The sequence below is a fragment of the Pedococcus sp. P1_H8 genome, from assembly GCF_056405175.1.
The window spans coordinates 175,942-193,295 of the sequence record NZ_JBFUCP010000006.1 but is presented as its reverse complement, the minus strand read 5'-3'; the positions used below and the strand labels follow the sequence as shown (position 1 = coordinate 193,295).

The window sequence follows — 17,354 nt, the reverse complement described above, 5'->3', positions numbered from 1 at the left end:
GCGACGCTCCGACGCTACAGCGCGAAGGACCGCCTTCGCTCCATTGAAACCGCCGAGTCGGCTGTTCGTCGCCCTTGTCCGCTGAGGGCGGACAACACGCCCGCCGGTCCCGGCCGCCCTGTCAGGGGCGGTTCCCGGTCCGCGGCATCACGCTCGGGCTTGTAAGGGATTCTCCCGATGTCGACCCGGTCCGGCGCCGTCATCCTCAGGCGCATGGACCACCCACGAAACGCGCCAAGCCGTTGGCACGCGACCGCCACCGGCCTTGCCCTGCTGCCTGTGCTGCTCACAGTGCTGTCCACTACCTCATGCTCCGGCGGCGCCACCCCCACCACGGCTCCCACCAGGTCGTCCACCTCGAGCAGCCCCGCCCTGGTCGCCGCACCGACGTCGGCGCCGCCCGCCATCTCAGGGTCGGGCGCCACCGGGGTGGACGCCATGGCCGCCGCGGCGACCGCCAGGGCCAAGGGGCTCAGCCAGAACCCCGGCATGCAGATCTACGTGCGGCAGGGCAAGGACGAGCGCAACCTGGCGTTCGGCAAAGCCGTCCTGACCCCGGCGCAGCCAATGTCCCCGAACGACCGGTTGATGGTCGCGAGTGTCACCAAGCCCATGGTCGCGGTAGCGGTGATGACCCTGGTCGAGCGCGGCGTGGTCAAGCTCGACGACCCTGTGGAGAAGTACCTCGGCGACGCAGTGAAGCCCGGGACCGGGGTCACCGTCGAACACCTGCTGTCGATGACGAGCGGCCTGCCTGACTACGGCGACGCACCGAAGTACAAAGGGCCCGGGACGACTACCGGCCGCGACCTCGTAGCCCTGGTGAGAGGTGAGCCGCTCGACTTCGAACCGGGTGCGCAAGGCAGCTATGTCAACACCAACTACGCAGCCCTCGAGGTCGTGCTGGAGAAGGCCGGCGGCAAACCCCTCGGCGTGGCACTCGAGCGGTCCGTCTTCGCCCCCGCCGGCATGAAGCAGTCCACCCTGGGTGGTGAGCCGTCCGCCCGCGGCTACCTCGACGACACGGACGTGACGCCACCCGCTCCCCCGCACCCCTCGGCGGCTGCCGGTGTCGTCTCCAACGCCCGCGACCTGGGCCGGTTCCTCACCGCGCTCACCGCCGGCAACCTGGTCCAGCCGGCCACCCTGGCCACCATGGAGCGCGAGCGGGCCAAGGTGGAGGACGGGGGTTACGGTCTGGGCCTGGTCCGGTACAGCGTTCCGTGTGGGGGGCCCCGATCGGCCACTTCGGTCGGAACGACGCGTATGCCGCGGCAGCCTTCGCCCTCCCGGAGACGGGACGGATCGTCGCAGTCACGGCGAACTCGAACGCCAACGACGACCTGCAGGCAATCATCGGTCTGGCTCTCTGCGCGTGACAGGACCTCCGGCGAGCTCACCAGGCCCACCACACGGGCCCGGCGCAAGGACCAGCGCGCAGGGGTGGGTGCAGGGGGCCAGCGCCCAGGGGCGGGTGCTCAGGCCGAGCTGGTCAAGGCAACCAGGTCGTCAGGATCGAGGATCCCCAGTCGAAGTGCCGAGGCCACGGCGGCCCCACGGTTCGCCGCACCCAGCTTGAGCAGGATCCGTCCGACGTGGACCTCCACCGTTCGCGGCGAGATCCGCAGCAGGTTGCCGACCTGGACGTTCGAGGCACCCCTCGACAGGACGCGCAGGACCTCCACCTCGCGGCCCGTGAGGGCCTCGCTGGGCCCTCGGTTCGACCCGAGCAAGGCAGTCACCCGTGCCAGCTCGGGCACCAGGAGGCCGAAACCGCCGCGGGCGATGGCGCTCGCGGCTCTCTCGTGGCAGACCCGAGCACGAGCAACGGCTCCGTGCTCGACCAACACCGATGCGGCGGTGAGCGAAACCCGCGCCGACCAGGACTGCGGTCCGTTGCTGGCCTCGAACGCAGCCTCTGCCGCGACCCAGGCCCGGCGGGGGTCGGCACCGGATGCCGTTGCCTGCTCGGCACGGTGCAGCTCCCGCCACCGGTGGGCAACGAGGGAATGCATCGTCGGCAACGCAGCCCAGGCACGGTCGATCTGACCCCACAACCCGCCTGTGCCCGGCCCGGCCAGACGAACGGCTCGAGAGGCGAAACAGAGCAGCTCGGGCACAGCGGCCGGATCCACCGCCAGGACGGCCCGAGCGCCTTCGAGGGCGATCGCCGCCGCCGACCGGGCTGGCCTGGTGGCCGCGGCCACCTCGGCCCTCAGCAGGGCAAGCGCGACCGCGGCCGACATCGGGAGCTCGGCGGTTCCGACAGCAGCGTCCACGGAGTCGAGGGCGGCCGAGGCCCCGGCCAGATCACCTGCTAGCAGCACGGCCCGGCCTCGGACGGACTCCAGCCACCACTGGTCCCGTCCGGTCGACGGGGATGCCATCCAGGGGCCGATGGTGGCTCGGGCAAGCGTGAGGTTGCCCGCGCTCAGCAGGGCCTCGCCCGCCGCAGCAGCGAGGTGCGCCCCCGTGGTGCGTCGCAGGCCACGCTCCGCGACGAAGTCCAGGCCCTCGAGGGCCAGTGCCGCCGAGTCCTCGTACTTGCCGGCAACGGCGCGGCCGTAGGTGGCGTTGACGTAGTACCGGAGCATGAGGGCGGGTTCGTCGTGGACGAGCGCGGCCGCCGCCAGCCGGGACTGTTCGAACGCCGCCTCCGACGCCTCCGGGTCACTGGCGGCCAGCTGGGAGCCGATCGTGTTGGTCGCGATGGCCTCGACGGCCGACGCACCCCACCGGCGCGCGCGCTCGGCCGAGGTGGCGCTCGCCGCGACCACCGTGTCCCGGTCCCCGAAGTTGCCCAAGGCACCCGCTGCCAGGGCCACGAGGCGGGCGGACTCCGGTGTGTCCGGGAGCGCCATCGCCTTCGCGAGGGCAAGTTCGGCGGTGGGGTGGGCCTCCGGGTCGCCCAGCTCGGCGCTCGCTCCGGCCAGCTCGGTCAGGGCGACGGCCTCGGTGACGCCGTCGAGGGTGTCGTCGTCGAGCGCTGCGCGACACCGGTCCGCTGCGGCGCCCCCCGCACCCGCGTACCGGTGGGCGCGAGCGGCGCGCACCAGCACCACGGGACGCGAGCAGCCCGCTGCCTCTGGGACCCCGGGACGGTGCCACCAATCGCTGAGCTGGTCCAGCAGCTCTGCTGCCCGAAGGTGCTCGTCGTCGGCCCGCGCCTCGTCGGCAGCGGGCAGGGCCCACCGGGCGAAGCCCACCGCGTCGCCCGCAGCGAGCCAGTGCGCCGCGATCAGCCCCGCGCCTCCCGCCGTCCGATCGGCCTCGAGGGCAGTGGCCATCGCACGGTGGGCGACCCTTACGGCACGGCCGGGATCCGGTGTGGCCATGGGCCCATCATCGCGCGTCGCCGAGCGCATGGCCCCAGGATTTCGATGGCCCGCTCTGGGGTGGTCGGCTCTCAGCGCTGGCGGCGGCCGCGGCGCAGCACCACGACCAGTGCACCGACGAGCAGGAGCGCGAGCACGCCACCGCCGACCAGGGGCACCAGCCAGGCTCCCTCGCGGGCTTCCGCGGCGGCGCCAGGGGGCCGTGCAGCCTCGTCCACGAGACCGGCTCGCACAGGTTCGTGGCCCGGGCCGGTGACTTCCCGCACGTCCGCGACCAGCCCGCCGGCCGTCGTTGCCGTCCCGCCGCACAGGCCGGCCCAGAGCGTGTCGCCGCGGGCCTGGGCGAACACGACGTACTCACGCCCCGGCAGCAGGCCCTCCAGCCCGCACGACGCCCCGTAGGCACTCGAGCTCACGTACGTCGTCTCCATGGCTTCACCGCGGAACACCTCCGAGACGGCGAACCGGTAGGTCACGCTGGGATTGCTGGGCTGCAGCACCGACGGCCCGGACGGCTCGTCGACGTCCTCGAGCGTGCCCCGCAGCACGACGTCGGACCGATCCACCCACTGCGCCGGCGCCGCGGAGGCGCACGAGCACGCCCACGCGGGCGCGCTGGGAAGCACCAGCAGCGCGGCGAACATCAGCGGGACGACGAGCAGCACGCGCTTCATGGCGATCGGACGCACCTCACCGGTGTGCCGTTCCGGGACACGGCTTGTTCGTGCCCCCGGACGCGGGTATGCCGCCCGCTCGAGGTGAGCGGACGGCATACCGGGTGGTGCGTGGTCGAGGACAAGGCCCCCGGTGAGGGTCAGTCCTCGAGGGTGCCCTTGCGCGAGGCGAGGACCTCGTCGATGAGGCCGTACTCCTTGGCCTCCTCGGCGGACAGGATCTTGTCGCGCTCGATGTCGTTGCGGACCTGCTCGGGCGTGCGGCCTGAGTGCTTGGCCCAGGTCTCCTCGAGCCAGGTGCGCATCCGCAGCACCTCGTTGGCCTGGATCTCGATGTCGGAGGCCTGCCCGCCCATGCCGCCTTCGAGGGCCGGCTGGTGGATCAGGATCCGGGCGTTCGGCAGGGCGAAGCGCTTGCCCTTGGCACCGGCCGACAGCAGCACCGCGGCCGCCGAGGCAGCCTGGCCGATGACGAACGTCTGCACGTCGGGACGGATGTACTGCATCGTGTCGTAGATCGCGGCCATCGCGGTGAACGAGCCACCCGGGCTGTTGATGTACATCAGGATGTCGCGGTCGGGGTCCTGGGACTCCAGCACGATCAGCTGGGCGATGACGTCGTCCGCGGACGCGTCGTCGACCTGCACCCCGAGGAAGATGATGCGGTCCTCGAAGAGCTTGGTGTAGGGGTCCAGCCGCTTCATGCCGTAGGAGGTGCGCTCCTCGAACGACGGCAGGATGTAGCGGCTCGACGGCCCCGGCACCTGCAGGCCGCCCTGGCGTCCGCCGTGCATGGAGGGGTTGATGTTGGCGTTCATGTGTCGATCCCTCACTTGTCCCCGGTGACCGGGTTGTCGTCGCTGCCGCCGCGGCCACCGGCCTGGGCGGCACTGCTGAACACGTGGTCGACGAAGCCGTACTCCTTGGCCTCCTCGGCGCTGAACCAGCGGTCGCGGTCGGAGTCCTTCTCGATCTGGTCCTTGGTCTGACCGGTGTGCTCCGCGATCAGCTCGGCCATCTGCTTCTTGACGTAGAGCATCTGCTCGGCCTGGATCTTGATGTCGGAGGCCGTGCCCCCGATGCCACCGGACGGCTGGTGCATCATCACGCGGGCGTGCGGCGTGGCGTAGCGCTTGCCGTGGGTGCCTGCGGAGAGCAGGAACTGCCCCATGGAGGCGGCCATGCCCATCGCGACGGTGGCCACGTCGTTGGGAATCCACTTCATCGTGTCGTAGATCGCCATGCCCGCGGAGATGGAGCCGCCGGGGCTGTTGATGTAGAGCCAGATGTCCTTGCCCGGGTCCTCCGCGGCGAGCAGCAGCAGCTGTGCGCAGATCGCGTTCGCGTTGTCGTCGCGCACGTCGGAGCCGAGGAAGATGATCCGCTCCTTGAGCAGACGGTTGTAGATGTGGTCGTCCAGACCACCCTGCGGGCCCTCGCCCGCGGCGACAATCTCGTTCACCATGTCTCCATCACTTGAGGTCCTTGCCTGTCAGTGACCCTAACGCGGTCGTGGTGGGCAGAAGTCCCCGATCCGCACCATGTTCGCCCTGAGCGCACAGGACTCAAGCCGAGCAACGCCGCCGTGACTCAGCCGGTCGGGCGCTTGGCCAGCTCCCGCGTGGCCGGGATGACGAGCATGGCGAGCGCGACCATGCCCGTGACCGCCATCAGGGCACGGAGCACCGTGAAGTGGTCGCCGAGGAAGCCGAGCATCGGTGGGCCTGCGATGAAGGCGGTGTAGCCGATCGTCGCGACGACCGACATGCGGGCAGCGGCGCGGGCCGGGTCGTCCGCCGAGGCGCTCATCCCTACAGGGAAGCCCAGCGAGGCGCCGACGCCCCACACGGCAGTGCCGGCGTAGGCCATCCATGCCGGTCCGAAGATCACCATGAGCGAACCCACCGCAGCCATGGCGAAGGTGGCACGCAGGACCGGGACGCGACCGTAGGTGTCGAGCAACCGCGTGCCGACCAGCCGGCCCAGGGTCATGAAGGACAGGAAGGAGGCGAAGGCGAGCACGCCTGCCCAGGCCGGGACGTCGTGGCCCTCGACGAAGGCGACCGAGATCCAGTCGTTGGCGGTGCCCTCGGTGAACGCCGCCGCCAGGACGACCAGACCGATCATCAGGGTGCGCGGCTCCAGCCAGGCCGACCGAGGTCTGGTGCCGGCCGACTCTGCGGTCCGCTGCTCGTCCGCCTCGGAGACCTCGGCCTCGGGGGGCAGGAAGGAGCGCAGGGCCCAGACCCCGAGCACGGCGGACACCACGATGGCGATGGTGAAGTGCACGAGCAGCGGCACGTGACCCCACGACATGCCTGCGCCGACCAGCGCGCTGAGCACGGTCCCCCCGGAGAACGCAGCATGGAAGTGCGGCATGACGGTCTTGCCCAGCACCTGTTCGACGGCGGCGCCCTCGAGGTTCATCGCGACGTCCCAGACCCCGACGCCCATGCCGAGCAGGTAGAGGCCGACGGCCATGACCCACCGCGACTCGAACAGGTCGACGGCCCCGGCGATCACGACCAACCCGGCGAAGCCGAAGACCATGCCCAGCTGGATGGTCCGGGAGGCACCGAGCCTGCCCGCGATGCGACCTGCCGAGGGTAGCGCCGTGAGCGAGCCAGCCGATATGGCGAACAGAGTCAAACCCAGCTCACCCGCAGTGAGCCCCAACTGGACCTTGGTGTCCGCGATCCGCGACGCGAAGGTCGCGAACGCGATGCCTGCCAACGCGAAGACGACGAAGACGGCGTTGCGGGCCCGGACGGCCCGGGCGGTGGCAGAGGTGGTCGAAGGGGTGGCCCCACGGCTGGTGTCGGGGGCGGTCGGCTGGCTCACTGCGTGCTCTCTCGGGATGGTTTCGGTGCGGTCGAATCGATTCGGTCGAATCGATTCGATAGTGTCTCCCCCATGAGTCGTGCTCGTCAACTTCGACCGACCCTGCGCGCCGTTGCGCAGGCCGCCGGGGTCTCGACGTCGACGGCCTCCCTCGCCTTCAGCGGCAAGGGCCCCGTGGCGCCCGACACCGTGGCCCGCGTGCGCGCCGCGGCCGAGCAGCTCGGGTATGCCGGCCCGGACCCGCTCGCGTCGTCGCTGCGGCAGGGCCGGTCCGGGGTGGTGGGCGTGGTCGTCGAGGGTCGGCTGCTGCACGCCTTCCGTGACCCGTTCGCCGTCAGTGTGCTGGACGGGCTCTCCCAGGTGCTGGACGAGATCCCGGCCGGGATGCTCCTGATCGCCCAACCCGCGGGCACGCCCGAGCGCGCGATCACCCAGCTGTCGGCGACGGCCCTCGACGCCGTCGTCTTCTCGCTGTGCGGCCCCGACAGCAACCCTGCGGTCGACCACCTGGCCGCCCGCGGCATACCGATGCTGGGAGACGGATCACCCGCGGACCCCCGCGTCGCGCAGCTCTCCCTGGACAACCGCGGCGCCACGGTGGTGCTGGGGCGCCACCTGACCGACCTCGGCCACCGGCGCGTCGCCCACTTGATGATGCCGCTGCGACCCGGTTCCCCCACCGGGCTCGCGACCCTGGACGACGTGGCTGCGGCCGGGTTCGCGGACACCAGGGACCGCGCGCTCGGGTTCCTGGACGTCTTCGGTACCGGCAGCGGCGACACCGGCGCGACGCCGCGGCTCGCGCAGACCTCCATCCCCGACGTGGAGCAGGGCGCGATCGCGGCACGGCTGCTGCTGGACCTCCCCGCGGCGCTGCGCCCCACAGCGATCGTCGCCCAGTCGGACCTGCTGGCGATGGGAGTTGTTCGGGCTGCGGGAGAGCTCGGGCTGAGCGTGCCCGGCGACCTCAGCGTGACCGGGTTCGACGGGGTAGAGCTGCCGTGGTTCGCCGGCACGCTGACCACGATCGACCAGCACGGCCTCGCCAAGGGACGGCTGATGGGCGAGATGTTGCGTCAGCTGCTCGACGGCCAGCGCCCCGACGACGAGGTGCAACCGACCGACCTGCGGATCGGGACGACGACGGCGCGCCCGGCGACCCGTTGACCGGACCCGACTCAGACCCGCCTCGGCCCGGACCGGCTCAGCCTCGGGCCGGCTCTGCTTCGGCTCCCACCGGCGCCGCTGCGTCGTCGGCCTCCTGGCGGGCCGCGATGGCGTCCTTGGTCGCCGCAGACGGCTCTGCGACCACATGGACCGTGACGTAGTGGCCGCTGTTGTCCACCGTCACCGCGCCCTCGAACTCCATCAGGGTGTCGGTGCACCCGATCGTGTGGGCCTCCCACGGCACCTCCGTGGTGACGGACAGCCAGAGCCGCTCAACCCCCATGCCAGCCTCCCAGGGCAGCACGTCGTCGGCGCAGCGGCAGACCCCGATCACCATCTGGGTCGGGTCCTCGGTGTGCCCGAACTCGATCTCGTCGAACAGCCGGCTCGCAGTGAGGGCTGTGTGCAGCGAGTGGCGGAGCCGGGTTGCCGTGAGGTCGTCCGCCGGGTTGGCGTTCTCCTGCACCGCGGTCCGCAACTTGTGGAAGGCAGTGATGTCCATGCCTCATCGTCGGGTGTGGCGGCGCTGCTGCGGGTCACCCAAATGACGTATGCCGCTCACCCTCCGAAGGGGTGAGCGGCATACGAATAGGGCTGTTATGACACCGTTCTGGGTCGATCAGGCGTGGTCGTGGCCCTCGTGGTCACCGTGGTCGTGACCCTCGTGGTCGTGGCCCTCGTGGTCGTGGCCCTCGTGGTCACCCTGGAACAGCTGCGAGGCGACGTCGGTGGCCGTGACCTCGTTGAGGTCCACCGGCTGACCGGCCGTGTCGACGACCGTGGCCTGCTCGAGGACGGCGGCGAGCGCCTTGCGCCGAGCGACCTCGGCCACCATCGCCGGCACCTGACCCTGCTGGTCGATGGCCTGGGCGAACTGGTTCGGGTCCATGCCGTACTGCTGGGCGGACATGACGAGGTACTCGATGAGCTCGGGCTGCTCGACCTTGACCTCGGTCTTCTCGGCGATCGCGTCGAGGAGGAACTGGGCCTTGAGCGCCTTGCGGGTGTTGGCGTCGACCTCGGCGCGGTGCTCGGCGTCGTCGAGGCGGTTCTCGCCCTCGAGGTGCTGGTTGACCTCTGCCTCCACGACGCCGTCCGGCACCGGGATGTCGATGGTGTCGAGGAGGTGCTCGAGCACCTTGTCGCGGGCCTGGACGCCCTGCTCGAACTTGGCAGCCTGGTCGGCCTGCTTGGTGACGTCCGCGCGCAGTTCCCTGAGCGTGTCGAACTCCGAGGCCAGCTGGGCGAAGTCGTCGTCGAGCGGGGGCAGCTCGCGGACCTTGACCGACTGGACGGTCACGACCACGTCGGCGTCCTCGCCCTCGCGGTCGCCGCCGGCGAGGGGCGCGGTGAAGGACTTGGTCTCCTCGGCGGCCATCCCGGTCAATGCCTCGTCGAGCCCGTCGAGCATGTTGCCCGAGCCGACCTCGTAGGAGATGCCGGTCACCGAGTCGATCTCGTCCTCGCCGATGCTGGCCTTGAGGTCGATGGAGACGAAGTCACCGTTCTCGACGGCGCGCTCGACGCCCTTGAGGGTGCCGAACCGCTCCTGCAGCGCGATGAGCCGGGCCTCGACGTCCTCGTCGGACGCCTTGGCCTCGTCGACCTCGACAGTGATGCCGCTGAAGTCCTCGGGCAGCTCGACCTCGGGGCGCACATCGACCTCGACCGTGAACTTGAGGTCCTGGCCGTCCTCGGCCGGCACCTCGGTCACGTCGACCTCGGGCTGCCCGATGGGGCGGACCTTGTTCTCCTCCACGGCCTGGCCGTAGAACTGCGGCAGCGCCTCGTTGACGGCCTCCTGCAGGACCGCGCCGCGGCCGACCCGCTGGTCGATGATGCGCGAGGGAACCTTGCCCTTGCGGAATCCAGGCACCTGGATCTGCGAGCCGATGGTGGCGTAGGCGGCGTCGAGGCTCGGCTTGAGCTCCTCGAACGGCACCTCGACGGTCAGCTTGACCCGGGTCGGGTTGAGGGTCTCGACGGCACTCTTCACTGCGGGATACTCCAAGGTCGTGGGGGGCGTGGTGCGTGCTTGCGGTGCGGGGCACTGCTGGTCACCTCGCGGTGGGGCAATGCGAAGGCCCGCTGCGCCGGCTGTGACAGGCGGCGACCGGGCCAAAACCTCATGGTAGCCGCTGTGCGCCCGCGCTCCGAACCGGCGGCACACCAGCCTCAGGAGTATGCCGGGCGGGACCGCCGCCACACGGGTCGCCCGAGTGCCCATGACATCCGTCACGACTTTGTGTCAAGGGTCTCCCCGGCGCATCCCAATTCTTCGCCAGCAGCGAGGTTGGCCGCCGAAATCCATTGCCAGACAATGCGTTCGAAGTGAGTCTTCGACGCGTGGGGCGGTAGTGGCCGCCTCCTTCCACGTCAGGAGACACTTCGAATGCGCACGCAGATCCTCTCTGTCGCGTTGGCGGCCTCGGCATCCCTGGGGCTCGTCACGACCGCGGTCACCGCCGCTTCGGCAGCCCCCTCCCCCGTCGCGCACGCCCAACGCGTGTGCGCGACGCCGAGCTCACCCACCGTCGCGGCGTGCCACGCCCTCAAGCTGGTCGACGCCGAAGGCCGGGCAGTCAGCCCCGCAGGCAATCCGGTCACCCCGCATGCCATCTCGGGCAAGACTCCCACCGACATCCAGAGCGCCTACAAGGTGACCGGGCTGTCCGCCGGAGGTCGCACCGTCGCGATCGTCGACGCCTACGGCTACCCGAACGCCGAACGCGACCTCGGCATCTACCGCGCCCAGTGGGGCCTGTCCGCCTGCACCACGGCCAACGGCTGCCTGCGCATCATCAACCAGACGGGCGGAACCTCCCTGCCCCGCTTCAACGTCGGCTGGGCCGGCGAGCAGGCGCTCGACCTCGACGCCGTCTCGGCGACCTGCCCGGGCTGCAAGATCGTGCTCGTCCAGGCCAACAGCGCCAGCCTCACCGACCTCGGGACGGCCGTGAACACCGCAGCCCAGCAGGCCGGCGTCGCCGCCATCTCGAACAGCTATGGCGGAGGCGACCTTTCCGACAGCTCCTACGGCGCGGCCTACAACCACCCCGGGATCGCCGTCACTGCGTCGACCGGAGACAACGGGTACCAGGGCGGCAGCTTCCCGGCGTCCTCGCACTACGTCACGGCCATCGGAGGCACCTCCCTGGTCAAGGACTCCAGCGCCCGCGGGTGGTCGGAGTCGGCCTGGAACGGGGCCGGCTCGGGTTGCACGACCCTCAACGCCGCACCGGCCGGTCAGACCTCGGCGATGACCAGCTGCAGCGGGCGTGCCATCGCCGATGTCTCGGCCGTGGCCGACCCAGCGACGGGCCTGGCCACCTACGCACCGACGTCGAGGACCTCGTCGTCGTGGGCGCAGTACGGCGGCACCAGCCTGTCCGCCCCGATCGTCGCCTCGGTCTATGCGCTCAGCGGCAACACCAGCGGCTACGCGAACACCCTGCCCTACGCCAACCCGGCCGGCCTGTTCGACGTGACCTCGGGATCCAACGGGACGTGTGCCTCCTGGTGCACCGCCAAGGCCGGCTGGGACGGCCCCACCGGTCTGGGCACATCTTTCCCGGGGCCGTCGGCGACAGGGCCACACCGTGCCGCCGAGCACACCCCCGACTCGCCGTCTACGTTGAGGACATGCCAGATCAGAGCCTGCCCACCCCGCCGCAGGAGTGGGACGTCATCGTCGTCGGGGCCGGCGCCGTCGGTGAGAACGCCGCCGACCGCGCCCACAAGGCCGGACTGACGGTCGCGATCCTCGAGAAGCACCTCGTCGGCGGCGAGTGCAGCTTCTACGCCTGCTCCCCCAGCAAGGCGCTGCTGCGGCCGATCCACGCGACCCGGGCCTCGCAACGGGTCCAGGGCTCCGAGGGCGCCCACCTCGACCCGCAGGGGGTGCTCGCCCGCCGCGACTCGTGGATCAACCGGGTCGGCACCAGCGACACCTTCGACGACAGCGGTCAGGTCGGCTGGCTCGACCACGTGGGCATCACCCTGCTGCGCGGCGAGGGCCACCTCGTCGCCGAGCGGACCGTGGAGATCGAGGGACGCACGATCCGGGCGCGTCAGGCCGTGATCCTGGCCACCGGCACGGCTCCCACGATCCCGCCGATCCCGGGACTGCGCGAGTCGAACCCGTGGACCAACCGGCAGGCCACCACCAGTCGCCGGATCCCCGAGCGGCTCGCCGTGCTCGGCGGTGGCGTCGTGGCGTGCGAGCTCGCCCAGGTCTTCGCCGCGCTGGGTTCGACGGTGACCATCATCGAGATGAACGACGGCCTGCTCGGGGGCAACGAAGCCTTCGCCGGCAAGGCGGTCGCCGAAGCCCTCGAGCGAGATGGCGTCGACGTCCTGCTGGGGACCAAGGCAGAGTCCGTCTCCCGCCTCGGCCCGACCGGCGAGATCACCGTCGACCTGTCCAGCGGCACGCGTGTCGTCGCCGACGAGCTGCTCGTGGCTGTCGGCCGGACCCCTGCCACCGGGGCACTCGGCGTCGAGGCAGTCGGAGGCCAGCTCGACGAGGCGGGCTACGTCCGCGTCACCGAGCGGATGGAGGTCGAGGGCGTCGCCGGCGACAAGCCCTGGCTGTATGCCGTGGGCGACGTCAACGGGCGGGTCCTCCTCACGCACATGGGCAAGTACCAGGCTCGCGCGGTCGGTGACCTCATCGGCGCCCGCGCGGCGGGGCGCGAGCCCGACTCCGACCGGACCACGCCGTGGGCAGTGGCGGCGGGGTCACCCCAGGTGGTCTTCACCGACCCGGAGGTCGCCTCCGTGGGGCTGACCGAGGAGCAGGCGAGGGGGCGCGGGCTGCGGGTCCGGGTCGTGGACCTGCCGATGGACTCGGCCGCAGGCCCGGGGCTGCAGGCGGAGGGCTACCAGGGCCAGGCGCGGATCGTCGTCGACGAGGACGCCGGTGTCCTCGTCGGGGCCACCTTCGTCGGCCAGGACGTCGCCGACCTCGTCCACGCGGCCACCGTGGCGACCGTCGGAAAGGTGCCGCTGACGACCCTGTGGCACGCGGTGCCCTCGTATCCGACCATGAGCGAGATCTGGCTGCGGCTGCTGGAGGAGTACGGCCTGTGACCGTCGGGGTAGCCGGACGCCGCCGTCGCGGTAGCGCCTCGTTCCTCGGCGCGTGCGCTCCGGCTCCCAGCATCCGGCTCCCCCGACGAACAGGGGTCGCAAGCTCCCCTGTTTCGTCGGGGTAGCCGGATTTGAACCGGCGGCCTTCCGCTCCCAAAGCGGACGCGCTACCAACCTGCGCCATACCCCGTCGACGGCGAGCCGATTTCTGGCCACACGATCGCGGGCATTAGGCTAACGCCTCGAACCTGACGCCCCGACGGCGGCCGGTCCACGCGGGCGTAGCTCAATGGTAGAGCCCTAGTCTTCCAAACTAGCTACGCGAGTTCGATTCTCGTCGCCCGCTCAGACGTGAGGGACCCCGGACACGCTTTTTCGTCCGGGGTCCCTCACGTCTGTCCGGAACCAGGCGGAGAATCGGGAGGAGCCCCGCCGCGCGAAGCGCCCCTGGCGACGGATCTCGTCGCCCGCTCAGACGTGAGGGACCCCGGACACGCTTTTTCGTCCGGGTCCCTCACGTGCCCAGGGTGGCGCGGAACTCACTCACCCGTCGCCCGGCCTCCAGCCCCTTGGCCTCGAAGCCGTCGGTGGGTCGCCACGACGGCCGCTCACCCTCGGCGACCACGAACCCACCCTGCGCCGCGAAGGCCGACCGCACGTGCGCGGCATACCCGTCGTGGTCGGTGGCCACGAGCAGGCCGCCACTCGGGACCAATCGTGAGGCGATGAGGTCGAGCGTCTCGCGGGAGATGAAACGCCGCCGGGCGTGCTTGGCCTTGGGCCACGGATCGGGGAAGAAGACATGGACTGCGGCGAGCGATGCGGCTCCCACCCGCTCCGCCAGCAGCTCCACGGCGTCCCCACGGTGCATCCAGAGATTGGTCAGGCCGCGTCGGTCCGCTTCGGCCAGCATCCGGGCCAGGGCCGGGGTGAAGACGTCGACAGCGAGCAGGTCGTGCTCAGGGTGGGCGGCGGCGTAGGCGAGCGCCGCGGCCCCGTGGCCACAGCCGATCTCCAGCACCACGGGGGCGACCCGGCCAAAGGCCTCCTGCGCCGCGAAGGGCCCGTCCGCGTCGATCGAGTGACGGGGTCCCAGGACCTCCAGGCGTTCGAGGGTGAGCGCCGAGAGGCGGCCCCTGCGCGCGTTGTAGGAGCGCACCCGCCCGTCACCCTTCACGACACCGTCCACGGCACCAGCCTAGGCAGCCCGTCACGGGGCGACAGGGGCGCGTCTTGACCTGCGACACACTGGTCGATAACCAGTGCTTATGTAATCCATAATGTGTTCATGCGCATCTCCCGGTTCCCCAACATCGTCGACGACGTCACCGTCCGTCTCATCGCGGCCGTCGTGCTCGTGCTGGGCGTCGTCGCCCTCGCCGCCCACCAGTGGTGGCTGTATGCCGTGCTCGCCGCTGACTTCGTGCTGCGCAGCGGCTGGGGGCCGTCCGCCAGCCCGATAGCGATCCTGGTGAACCGCTGGGTCCGGCCGAGGGTGTCCGCGAAGCCCCGCTACACCGCTGGCCCGCCCAAGCGTTTCGCCGCTGCGGTGGGGGCGGCGTTCACCACGGCAGCCACCGTCCTGTGGCTCGCCGGCACGACGGTCCCCGTGGTCCTGATCGGCGTCGTGATGGTCGTCTTCCCGGCGTTGGAGGCCCTCGCAGGGGTGTGCGTGGGGTGCATCGTGTTCGGCTGGTTGATGCGGCTGGGTGTGATTCCCGAGTCGGTCTGCCTCGAGTGCGCCGACATCACCCGTCGAGCCGCCCAGCGCCAGGCAGCGACCGCGACGAGCTGAGAGGCCAGGGCGCGCGGAGGGGCCAGGGCGGCCGCTCAGCGCCGCCAGACGAGCACGGCCGCCCGGTCGTCGGTCTCACCCGCGCGGGCCGCTGCGCACATCTTGGCCGCCATGCCCTCGAAGCCTCTGCCGATCATCCGCTCAGCGGTGCCGAGCATGCGGTCGATCCCGTCGCGCAGGTCACGGTTGCGGACCTCGATGACACCGTCGGTGTAGAGCAGCAGCGCGTCACCGCGCCCCAGGTGGCCCTGGATCCGCGGAAAGGCCAGGCCTTCGGTGACACCCAGGACGGGACCTTCCTCGCCCTCGAGCACCTCCCACCGGCCCGAGCCCGCCGAGAAGCGAACACCGGGTGGGTGCCCGGCGGAGCCGAGGCTGAACTCACCCGTGGTCAGGTTGATCATGGCGTGGGCCGCGGTGGCGAACCCCTCGTCCCAGGCCTGGCGCAACAGGTAGCTGTTGGCCGCCGGGAGGAACGTGTCGTAGGGCATCGATCCGAGCAGGCCACCGAAGGCGCCGGACAGCAGCAGCGAACGGGTCCCGGCTGCGATCCCCTTGCCCGAGACGTCGACGAGCACGACCTCGAGGATGTCGTCGGACTTGCTCGTGACGAGGAAGTCACCGGAGAACGAGTCGCCGTAGGCCGACAGCACCGACAGCTCGGCTCCCCAGCCGGAGGGGAGCTCGGGGAGCTCGCCCTGGGTGCGCAGCCGGTCGCGCAGGTCGACGAGCATCGACTCCCCGAGGTTTCCCTGGACGCCGAGCCTGGCCCGCGACGTGGCGACCGAGAACATGATGATCATGACGCTGGTGAGGACCGCGTAGGCGCCCAACAGGGCCGGCTGGGTGGTGTCCCTCTCCCAGATGGAGTAGGCCCCGGCGACGAGGATGCCGACGTCCACGACCGCCAGCACCCGCGGCGTGAGGAACAGTCCGGCCAGGACGGCCAACGGCACGAAGGTCGAGAACGGGACGTAAGTCGTCCACACCGACATGGCCCAGGTCAGGCCGACAGTCACCACGATGACGCCGATGGCCGTGACGGCCTGTCCCCACCGCACGAACCTGCCCCGGCTGCGCTGGACGCGGGACATGACCGAGCGGCGAGCGAGCACCGTCCTGTCGATGTCCACGAGTGAAGATCCTTCGGCAAGGCAGGTGCGGGGGCACCCTTGGCGTCTGCTGGGTGGGCCGGCCCCTGTTCCAGCCCGTCCTCAACAGTAGTCGGAGCTCACCCCGTCGCGTGCACCATCCACCCAGATCAGGGCTGCGGGGGCAGGGTGCCGTCGTTCTCGTAGGCGCTGACCATCTCGATGCGCCGTTGGTGGCGCTCAGCGCCCGAGAACGGGGTGGCGAGGAAGGCGGCGACCATCGCCTTGGCCTCCTCGACCGTGTTCATCCGGCCGCCGATCGAGATGACCTGGGCGTTGTTGTGCTCGCGTGCGAGCGTGGCGAGCTCTGCGTTGTAACACAGGGCCGCGCGGACGCCCTTCACCTTGTTGGCTGCCATCTGCTCACCGTTTCCGGAGCCTCCGAGCACCACACCCAGGGACTCGGGGTCGGCCGCGACGGCCTCCGCGGCCCGGAGCACGAAGACGGGATAGTCGTCCTCGGCATCCAGGGCGTGGGGCCCGTGGTTGGTCACCTCGTGGCCCTCGGCCTCGAGGAAGGTGACCAGCTCGCCGAGCAGGTCGTATGCCGCGTGGTCGCCGCCGATGTGTACGCGCATGGTGTGCTCCTCAGTCGAAGATTCAGTCGAAGATCGGGCCGACGTTGCGGGACCGCTTGAGCTCGAAGAACCCGGGAGTCGCGGCGACCAGGACGCAGCCGTCCCAGAGCCGTCCGGCGTCCTCACCCTTGGGGGCCGGGCTCACCACAGGTCCGAAGAAGGCCTGTCCGTCGACCGCGATCACCGGGGTGCCGACCTCGTCGCCGACCAGGTCGATGGCCCGCTGGTGGCTGGCCCTGAGCTCGTCGTCGACGACGTCGCTGTCGGCGAAGTCAGCGAGCTCGGGCGGCAGACCCACTTCTTCGAGAGCTGGTCCGATCACCTTGGCGTAGTCGCGCTCCCCCTCCAGGTGGATCCGGGTGCCCATCGCGTCGTAGAGCGGCTTGATCACCTTGTCACCGTGCTCGCGGGCGGCGGCGATGATCACCCGCACCGGACCCCAGCCGCGATCCATCATCGCGCGGTACTCGTCAGGCAGGTCGCGGTCCTCGTTGAGGACCGACAGGCTCATCACCGACCACGTGATGTCCACCGGGCGAACCCGCTCGACCTCCATGCCCCAGCGGGAGGTCATCCACGCCCAGGGGCACAACGGGTCGAACCAGAACTCGGCGGACGTCAGTGCGTCGGCAGTCTCGATGGTCTCGAAGGTCTCGGCGTTCTCGGCAGTCTCGGCGACGGTCACGCCGGCAATCCTGCCATTGGCCCCCGACGGCCGCGCA

Annotated in this window: 16 protein-coding genes, 2 tRNA genes and 1 pseudogene; 7 read left to right on the top strand and 12 right to left on the bottom strand. The window is 70.7% G+C overall.

Going from position 1 to position 17,354, the window contains the following annotated elements:
- Nucleotides 1-177 precede the first annotated feature (177 nt).
- Together AC1DYG_RS10645 and AC1DYG_RS10640 are read left to right on the top strand one after the other, a co-directional pair.
- A pseudogene (locus AC1DYG_RS10645) lies at nucleotides 178-1,170 on the top strand (serine hydrolase domain-containing protein); the annotation flags it as partial.
- A gap of 53 nt (nucleotides 1,171-1,223) precedes the next feature.
- The gene (locus tag AC1DYG_RS10640) at nucleotides 1,224-1,379 is read left to right on the top strand and encodes a hypothetical protein (protein ID WP_477639822.1); all 156 of its coding nucleotides are present in this window, start codon (nucleotides 1,224-1,226) and stop codon (nucleotides 1,377-1,379) included.
- A gap of 99 nt (nucleotides 1,380-1,478) precedes the next feature.
- Here AC1DYG_RS10640 and AC1DYG_RS10635 read toward each other — a convergent pair whose 3' ends face one another.
- The 5 genes from AC1DYG_RS10635 to AC1DYG_RS10615 form a co-directional block, all read right to left on the bottom strand.
- Complete coding sequence (locus AC1DYG_RS10635; RefSeq protein WP_477639821.1) at nucleotides 1,479-3,287, bottom strand: helix-turn-helix transcriptional regulator; 1,809 nt, start codon at nucleotides 3,285-3,287, stop codon at nucleotides 1,479-1,481.
- Nucleotides 3,288-3,406: 119 nt separating this feature from the next.
- Nucleotides 3,407-4,108 carry a hypothetical protein gene (locus AC1DYG_RS10630; RefSeq protein WP_477639820.1) on the bottom strand — a complete coding sequence of 234 codons (702 nt, stop codon included), beginning with the start codon at nucleotides 4,106-4,108 and terminating at the stop codon, nucleotides 3,407-3,409.
- Nucleotides 4,109-4,149: 41 nt separating this feature from the next.
- Nucleotides 4,150-4,827, bottom strand: coding sequence for an ATP-dependent Clp protease proteolytic subunit (locus tag AC1DYG_RS10625; protein ID WP_477639819.1), 678 nt, complete (start codon nucleotides 4,825-4,827; stop codon nucleotides 4,150-4,152).
- Nucleotides 4,828-4,838: 11 nt separating this feature from the next.
- Nucleotides 4,839-5,474, bottom strand: coding sequence for an ATP-dependent Clp protease proteolytic subunit (locus AC1DYG_RS10620; protein ID WP_477616765.1), 636 nt, complete (start codon nucleotides 5,472-5,474; stop codon nucleotides 4,839-4,841).
- Between the two features lie 125 nt (nucleotides 5,475-5,599).
- Entirely contained in the window at nucleotides 5,600-6,850 is a 1,251-nt protein-coding gene (locus tag AC1DYG_RS10615) for an MFS transporter (protein WP_477639818.1), read from the bottom strand.
- Between the two features lie 72 nt (nucleotides 6,851-6,922).
- Between AC1DYG_RS10615 and AC1DYG_RS10610 the strand changes: the two genes are divergently transcribed.
- Entirely contained in the window at nucleotides 6,923-8,017 is a 1,095-nt protein-coding gene (locus tag AC1DYG_RS10610) for a LacI family DNA-binding transcriptional regulator (protein ID WP_477639817.1), read from the top strand.
- 37 nt (nucleotides 8,018-8,054) lie between these two features.
- Here AC1DYG_RS10610 and AC1DYG_RS10605 read toward each other — a convergent pair whose 3' ends face one another.
- Both AC1DYG_RS10605 and tig read right to left on the bottom strand, forming a co-directional pair.
- Complete coding sequence (locus tag AC1DYG_RS10605) at nucleotides 8,055-8,519, bottom strand: hypothetical protein (RefSeq protein ID WP_477639816.1); 465 nt, start codon at nucleotides 8,517-8,519, stop codon at nucleotides 8,055-8,057.
- 117 nt (nucleotides 8,520-8,636) lie between these two features.
- Nucleotides 8,637-10,013, bottom strand: a complete 1,377-nt coding sequence (gene tig / locus AC1DYG_RS10600) for a trigger factor (RefSeq protein ID WP_477639815.1) — start codon at nucleotides 10,011-10,013, stop codon at nucleotides 8,637-8,639.
- A gap of 396 nt (nucleotides 10,014-10,409) precedes the next feature.
- Here tig and AC1DYG_RS10595 point away from each other — a divergent pair, with 396 nt between their 5' ends.
- Both AC1DYG_RS10595 and AC1DYG_RS10590 read left to right on the top strand, forming a co-directional pair.
- Entirely contained in the window at nucleotides 10,410-11,768 is a 1,359-nt protein-coding gene (locus AC1DYG_RS10595; protein WP_477639814.1) for a S53 family peptidase, read from the top strand.
- Nucleotides 11,660-13,108: a dihydrolipoyl dehydrogenase family protein gene (locus tag AC1DYG_RS10590; RefSeq protein WP_477639813.1), complete on the top strand. Its 1,449-nt coding sequence runs from the start codon at nucleotides 11,660-11,662 to the stop codon at nucleotides 13,106-13,108. The genes AC1DYG_RS10595 and AC1DYG_RS10590 overlap by 109 nt, the downstream gene beginning before the upstream one ends.
- 116 nt (nucleotides 13,109-13,224) lie before the next feature.
- Here the strand turns inward: AC1DYG_RS10590 and AC1DYG_RS10585 are convergent.
- Nucleotides 13,225-13,298: transfer RNA gene (locus AC1DYG_RS10585), tRNA-Pro, on the bottom strand.
- Between the two features lie 85 nt (nucleotides 13,299-13,383).
- On the opposite strand from AC1DYG_RS10585, the gene AC1DYG_RS10580 reads away from it, so the two are divergent.
- Nucleotides 13,384-13,454: transfer RNA gene (locus AC1DYG_RS10580), tRNA-Gly, on the top strand.
- A 168-nt stretch (nucleotides 13,455-13,622) separates the two neighbouring features.
- Here AC1DYG_RS10580 and trmB read toward each other — a convergent pair.
- Nucleotides 13,623-14,297, bottom strand: coding sequence for a tRNA (guanine(46)-N(7))-methyltransferase TrmB (gene trmB / locus AC1DYG_RS10575; RefSeq protein WP_477639812.1), 675 nt, complete (start codon nucleotides 14,295-14,297; stop codon nucleotides 13,623-13,625).
- 99 nt (nucleotides 14,298-14,396) lie between these two features.
- On the opposite strand from trmB, the gene AC1DYG_RS10570 reads away from it, so the two are divergent.
- Entirely contained in the window at nucleotides 14,397-14,903 is a 507-nt protein-coding gene (locus AC1DYG_RS10570) for a DUF4395 domain-containing protein (RefSeq protein WP_477639811.1), read from the top strand.
- A gap of 35 nt (nucleotides 14,904-14,938) precedes the next feature.
- On the opposite strand, the gene AC1DYG_RS10565 is transcribed toward AC1DYG_RS10570, so the two are convergent.
- The 3 genes from AC1DYG_RS10565 to AC1DYG_RS10555 all read right to left on the bottom strand — a co-directional run bounded on the left by AC1DYG_RS10565 (nucleotide 14,939) and on the right by AC1DYG_RS10555 (nucleotide 17,272).
- Complete coding sequence (locus tag AC1DYG_RS10565; RefSeq protein WP_477639810.1) at nucleotides 14,939-16,036, bottom strand: SpoIIE family protein phosphatase; 1,098 nt, start codon at nucleotides 16,034-16,036, stop codon at nucleotides 14,939-14,941.
- A 128-nt stretch (nucleotides 16,037-16,164) separates the two neighbouring features.
- Nucleotides 16,165-16,632 (bottom strand): ribose-5-phosphate isomerase, encoded by a 468-nt coding sequence (locus AC1DYG_RS10560; RefSeq protein WP_477639809.1) that lies wholly within the window; start codon nucleotides 16,630-16,632, stop codon nucleotides 16,165-16,167.
- A 22-nt stretch (nucleotides 16,633-16,654) separates the two neighbouring features.
- Entirely contained in the window at nucleotides 16,655-17,272 is a 618-nt protein-coding gene (locus tag AC1DYG_RS10555) for a mycothiol-dependent nitroreductase Rv2466c family protein (RefSeq protein WP_477639919.1), read from the bottom strand.
- Between the last annotated feature and the right edge of the window lie 82 nt (nucleotides 17,273-17,354).

Coding starts and splice junctions, on each gene's coding strand:
- AC1DYG_RS10625 (WP_477639819.1), bottom strand. CDS start 4,827: ATGAACGCCAACATCAACCCCTCCATGCACGGCGGACGCCAGGGCGGC.
- AC1DYG_RS10560 (WP_477639809.1), bottom strand. CDS start 16,632: ATGCGCGTACACATCGGCGGCGACCACGCGGCATACGACCTGCTCGGC.
- AC1DYG_RS10605 (WP_477639816.1), bottom strand. CDS start 8,519: ATGGACATCACTGCCTTCCACAAGTTGCGGACCGCGGTGCAGGAGAAC.
- AC1DYG_RS10590 (WP_477639813.1), top strand. CDS start 11,660: ATGCCAGATCAGAGCCTGCCCACCCCGCCGCAGGAGTGGGACGTCATC.
- AC1DYG_RS10595 (WP_477639814.1), top strand. CDS start 10,410: ATGCGCACGCAGATCCTCTCTGTCGCGTTGGCGGCCTCGGCATCCCTG.
- AC1DYG_RS10630 (WP_477639820.1), bottom strand. CDS start 4,108: ATGCCGTCCGCTCACCTCGAGCGGGCGGCATACCCGCGTCCGGGGGCA.
- AC1DYG_RS10620 (WP_477616765.1), bottom strand. CDS start 5,474: ATGGTGAACGAGATTGTCGCCGCGGGCGAGGGCCCGCAGGGTGGTCTG.
- AC1DYG_RS10635 (WP_477639821.1), bottom strand. CDS start 3,287: ATGGCCACTGCCCTCGAGGCCGATCGGACGGCGGGAGGCGCGGGGCTG.
- AC1DYG_RS10610 (WP_477639817.1), top strand. CDS start 6,923: ATGAGTCGTGCTCGTCAACTTCGACCGACCCTGCGCGCCGTTGCGCAG.
- AC1DYG_RS10570 (WP_477639811.1), top strand. CDS start 14,397: ATGCGCATCTCCCGGTTCCCCAACATCGTCGACGACGTCACCGTCCGT.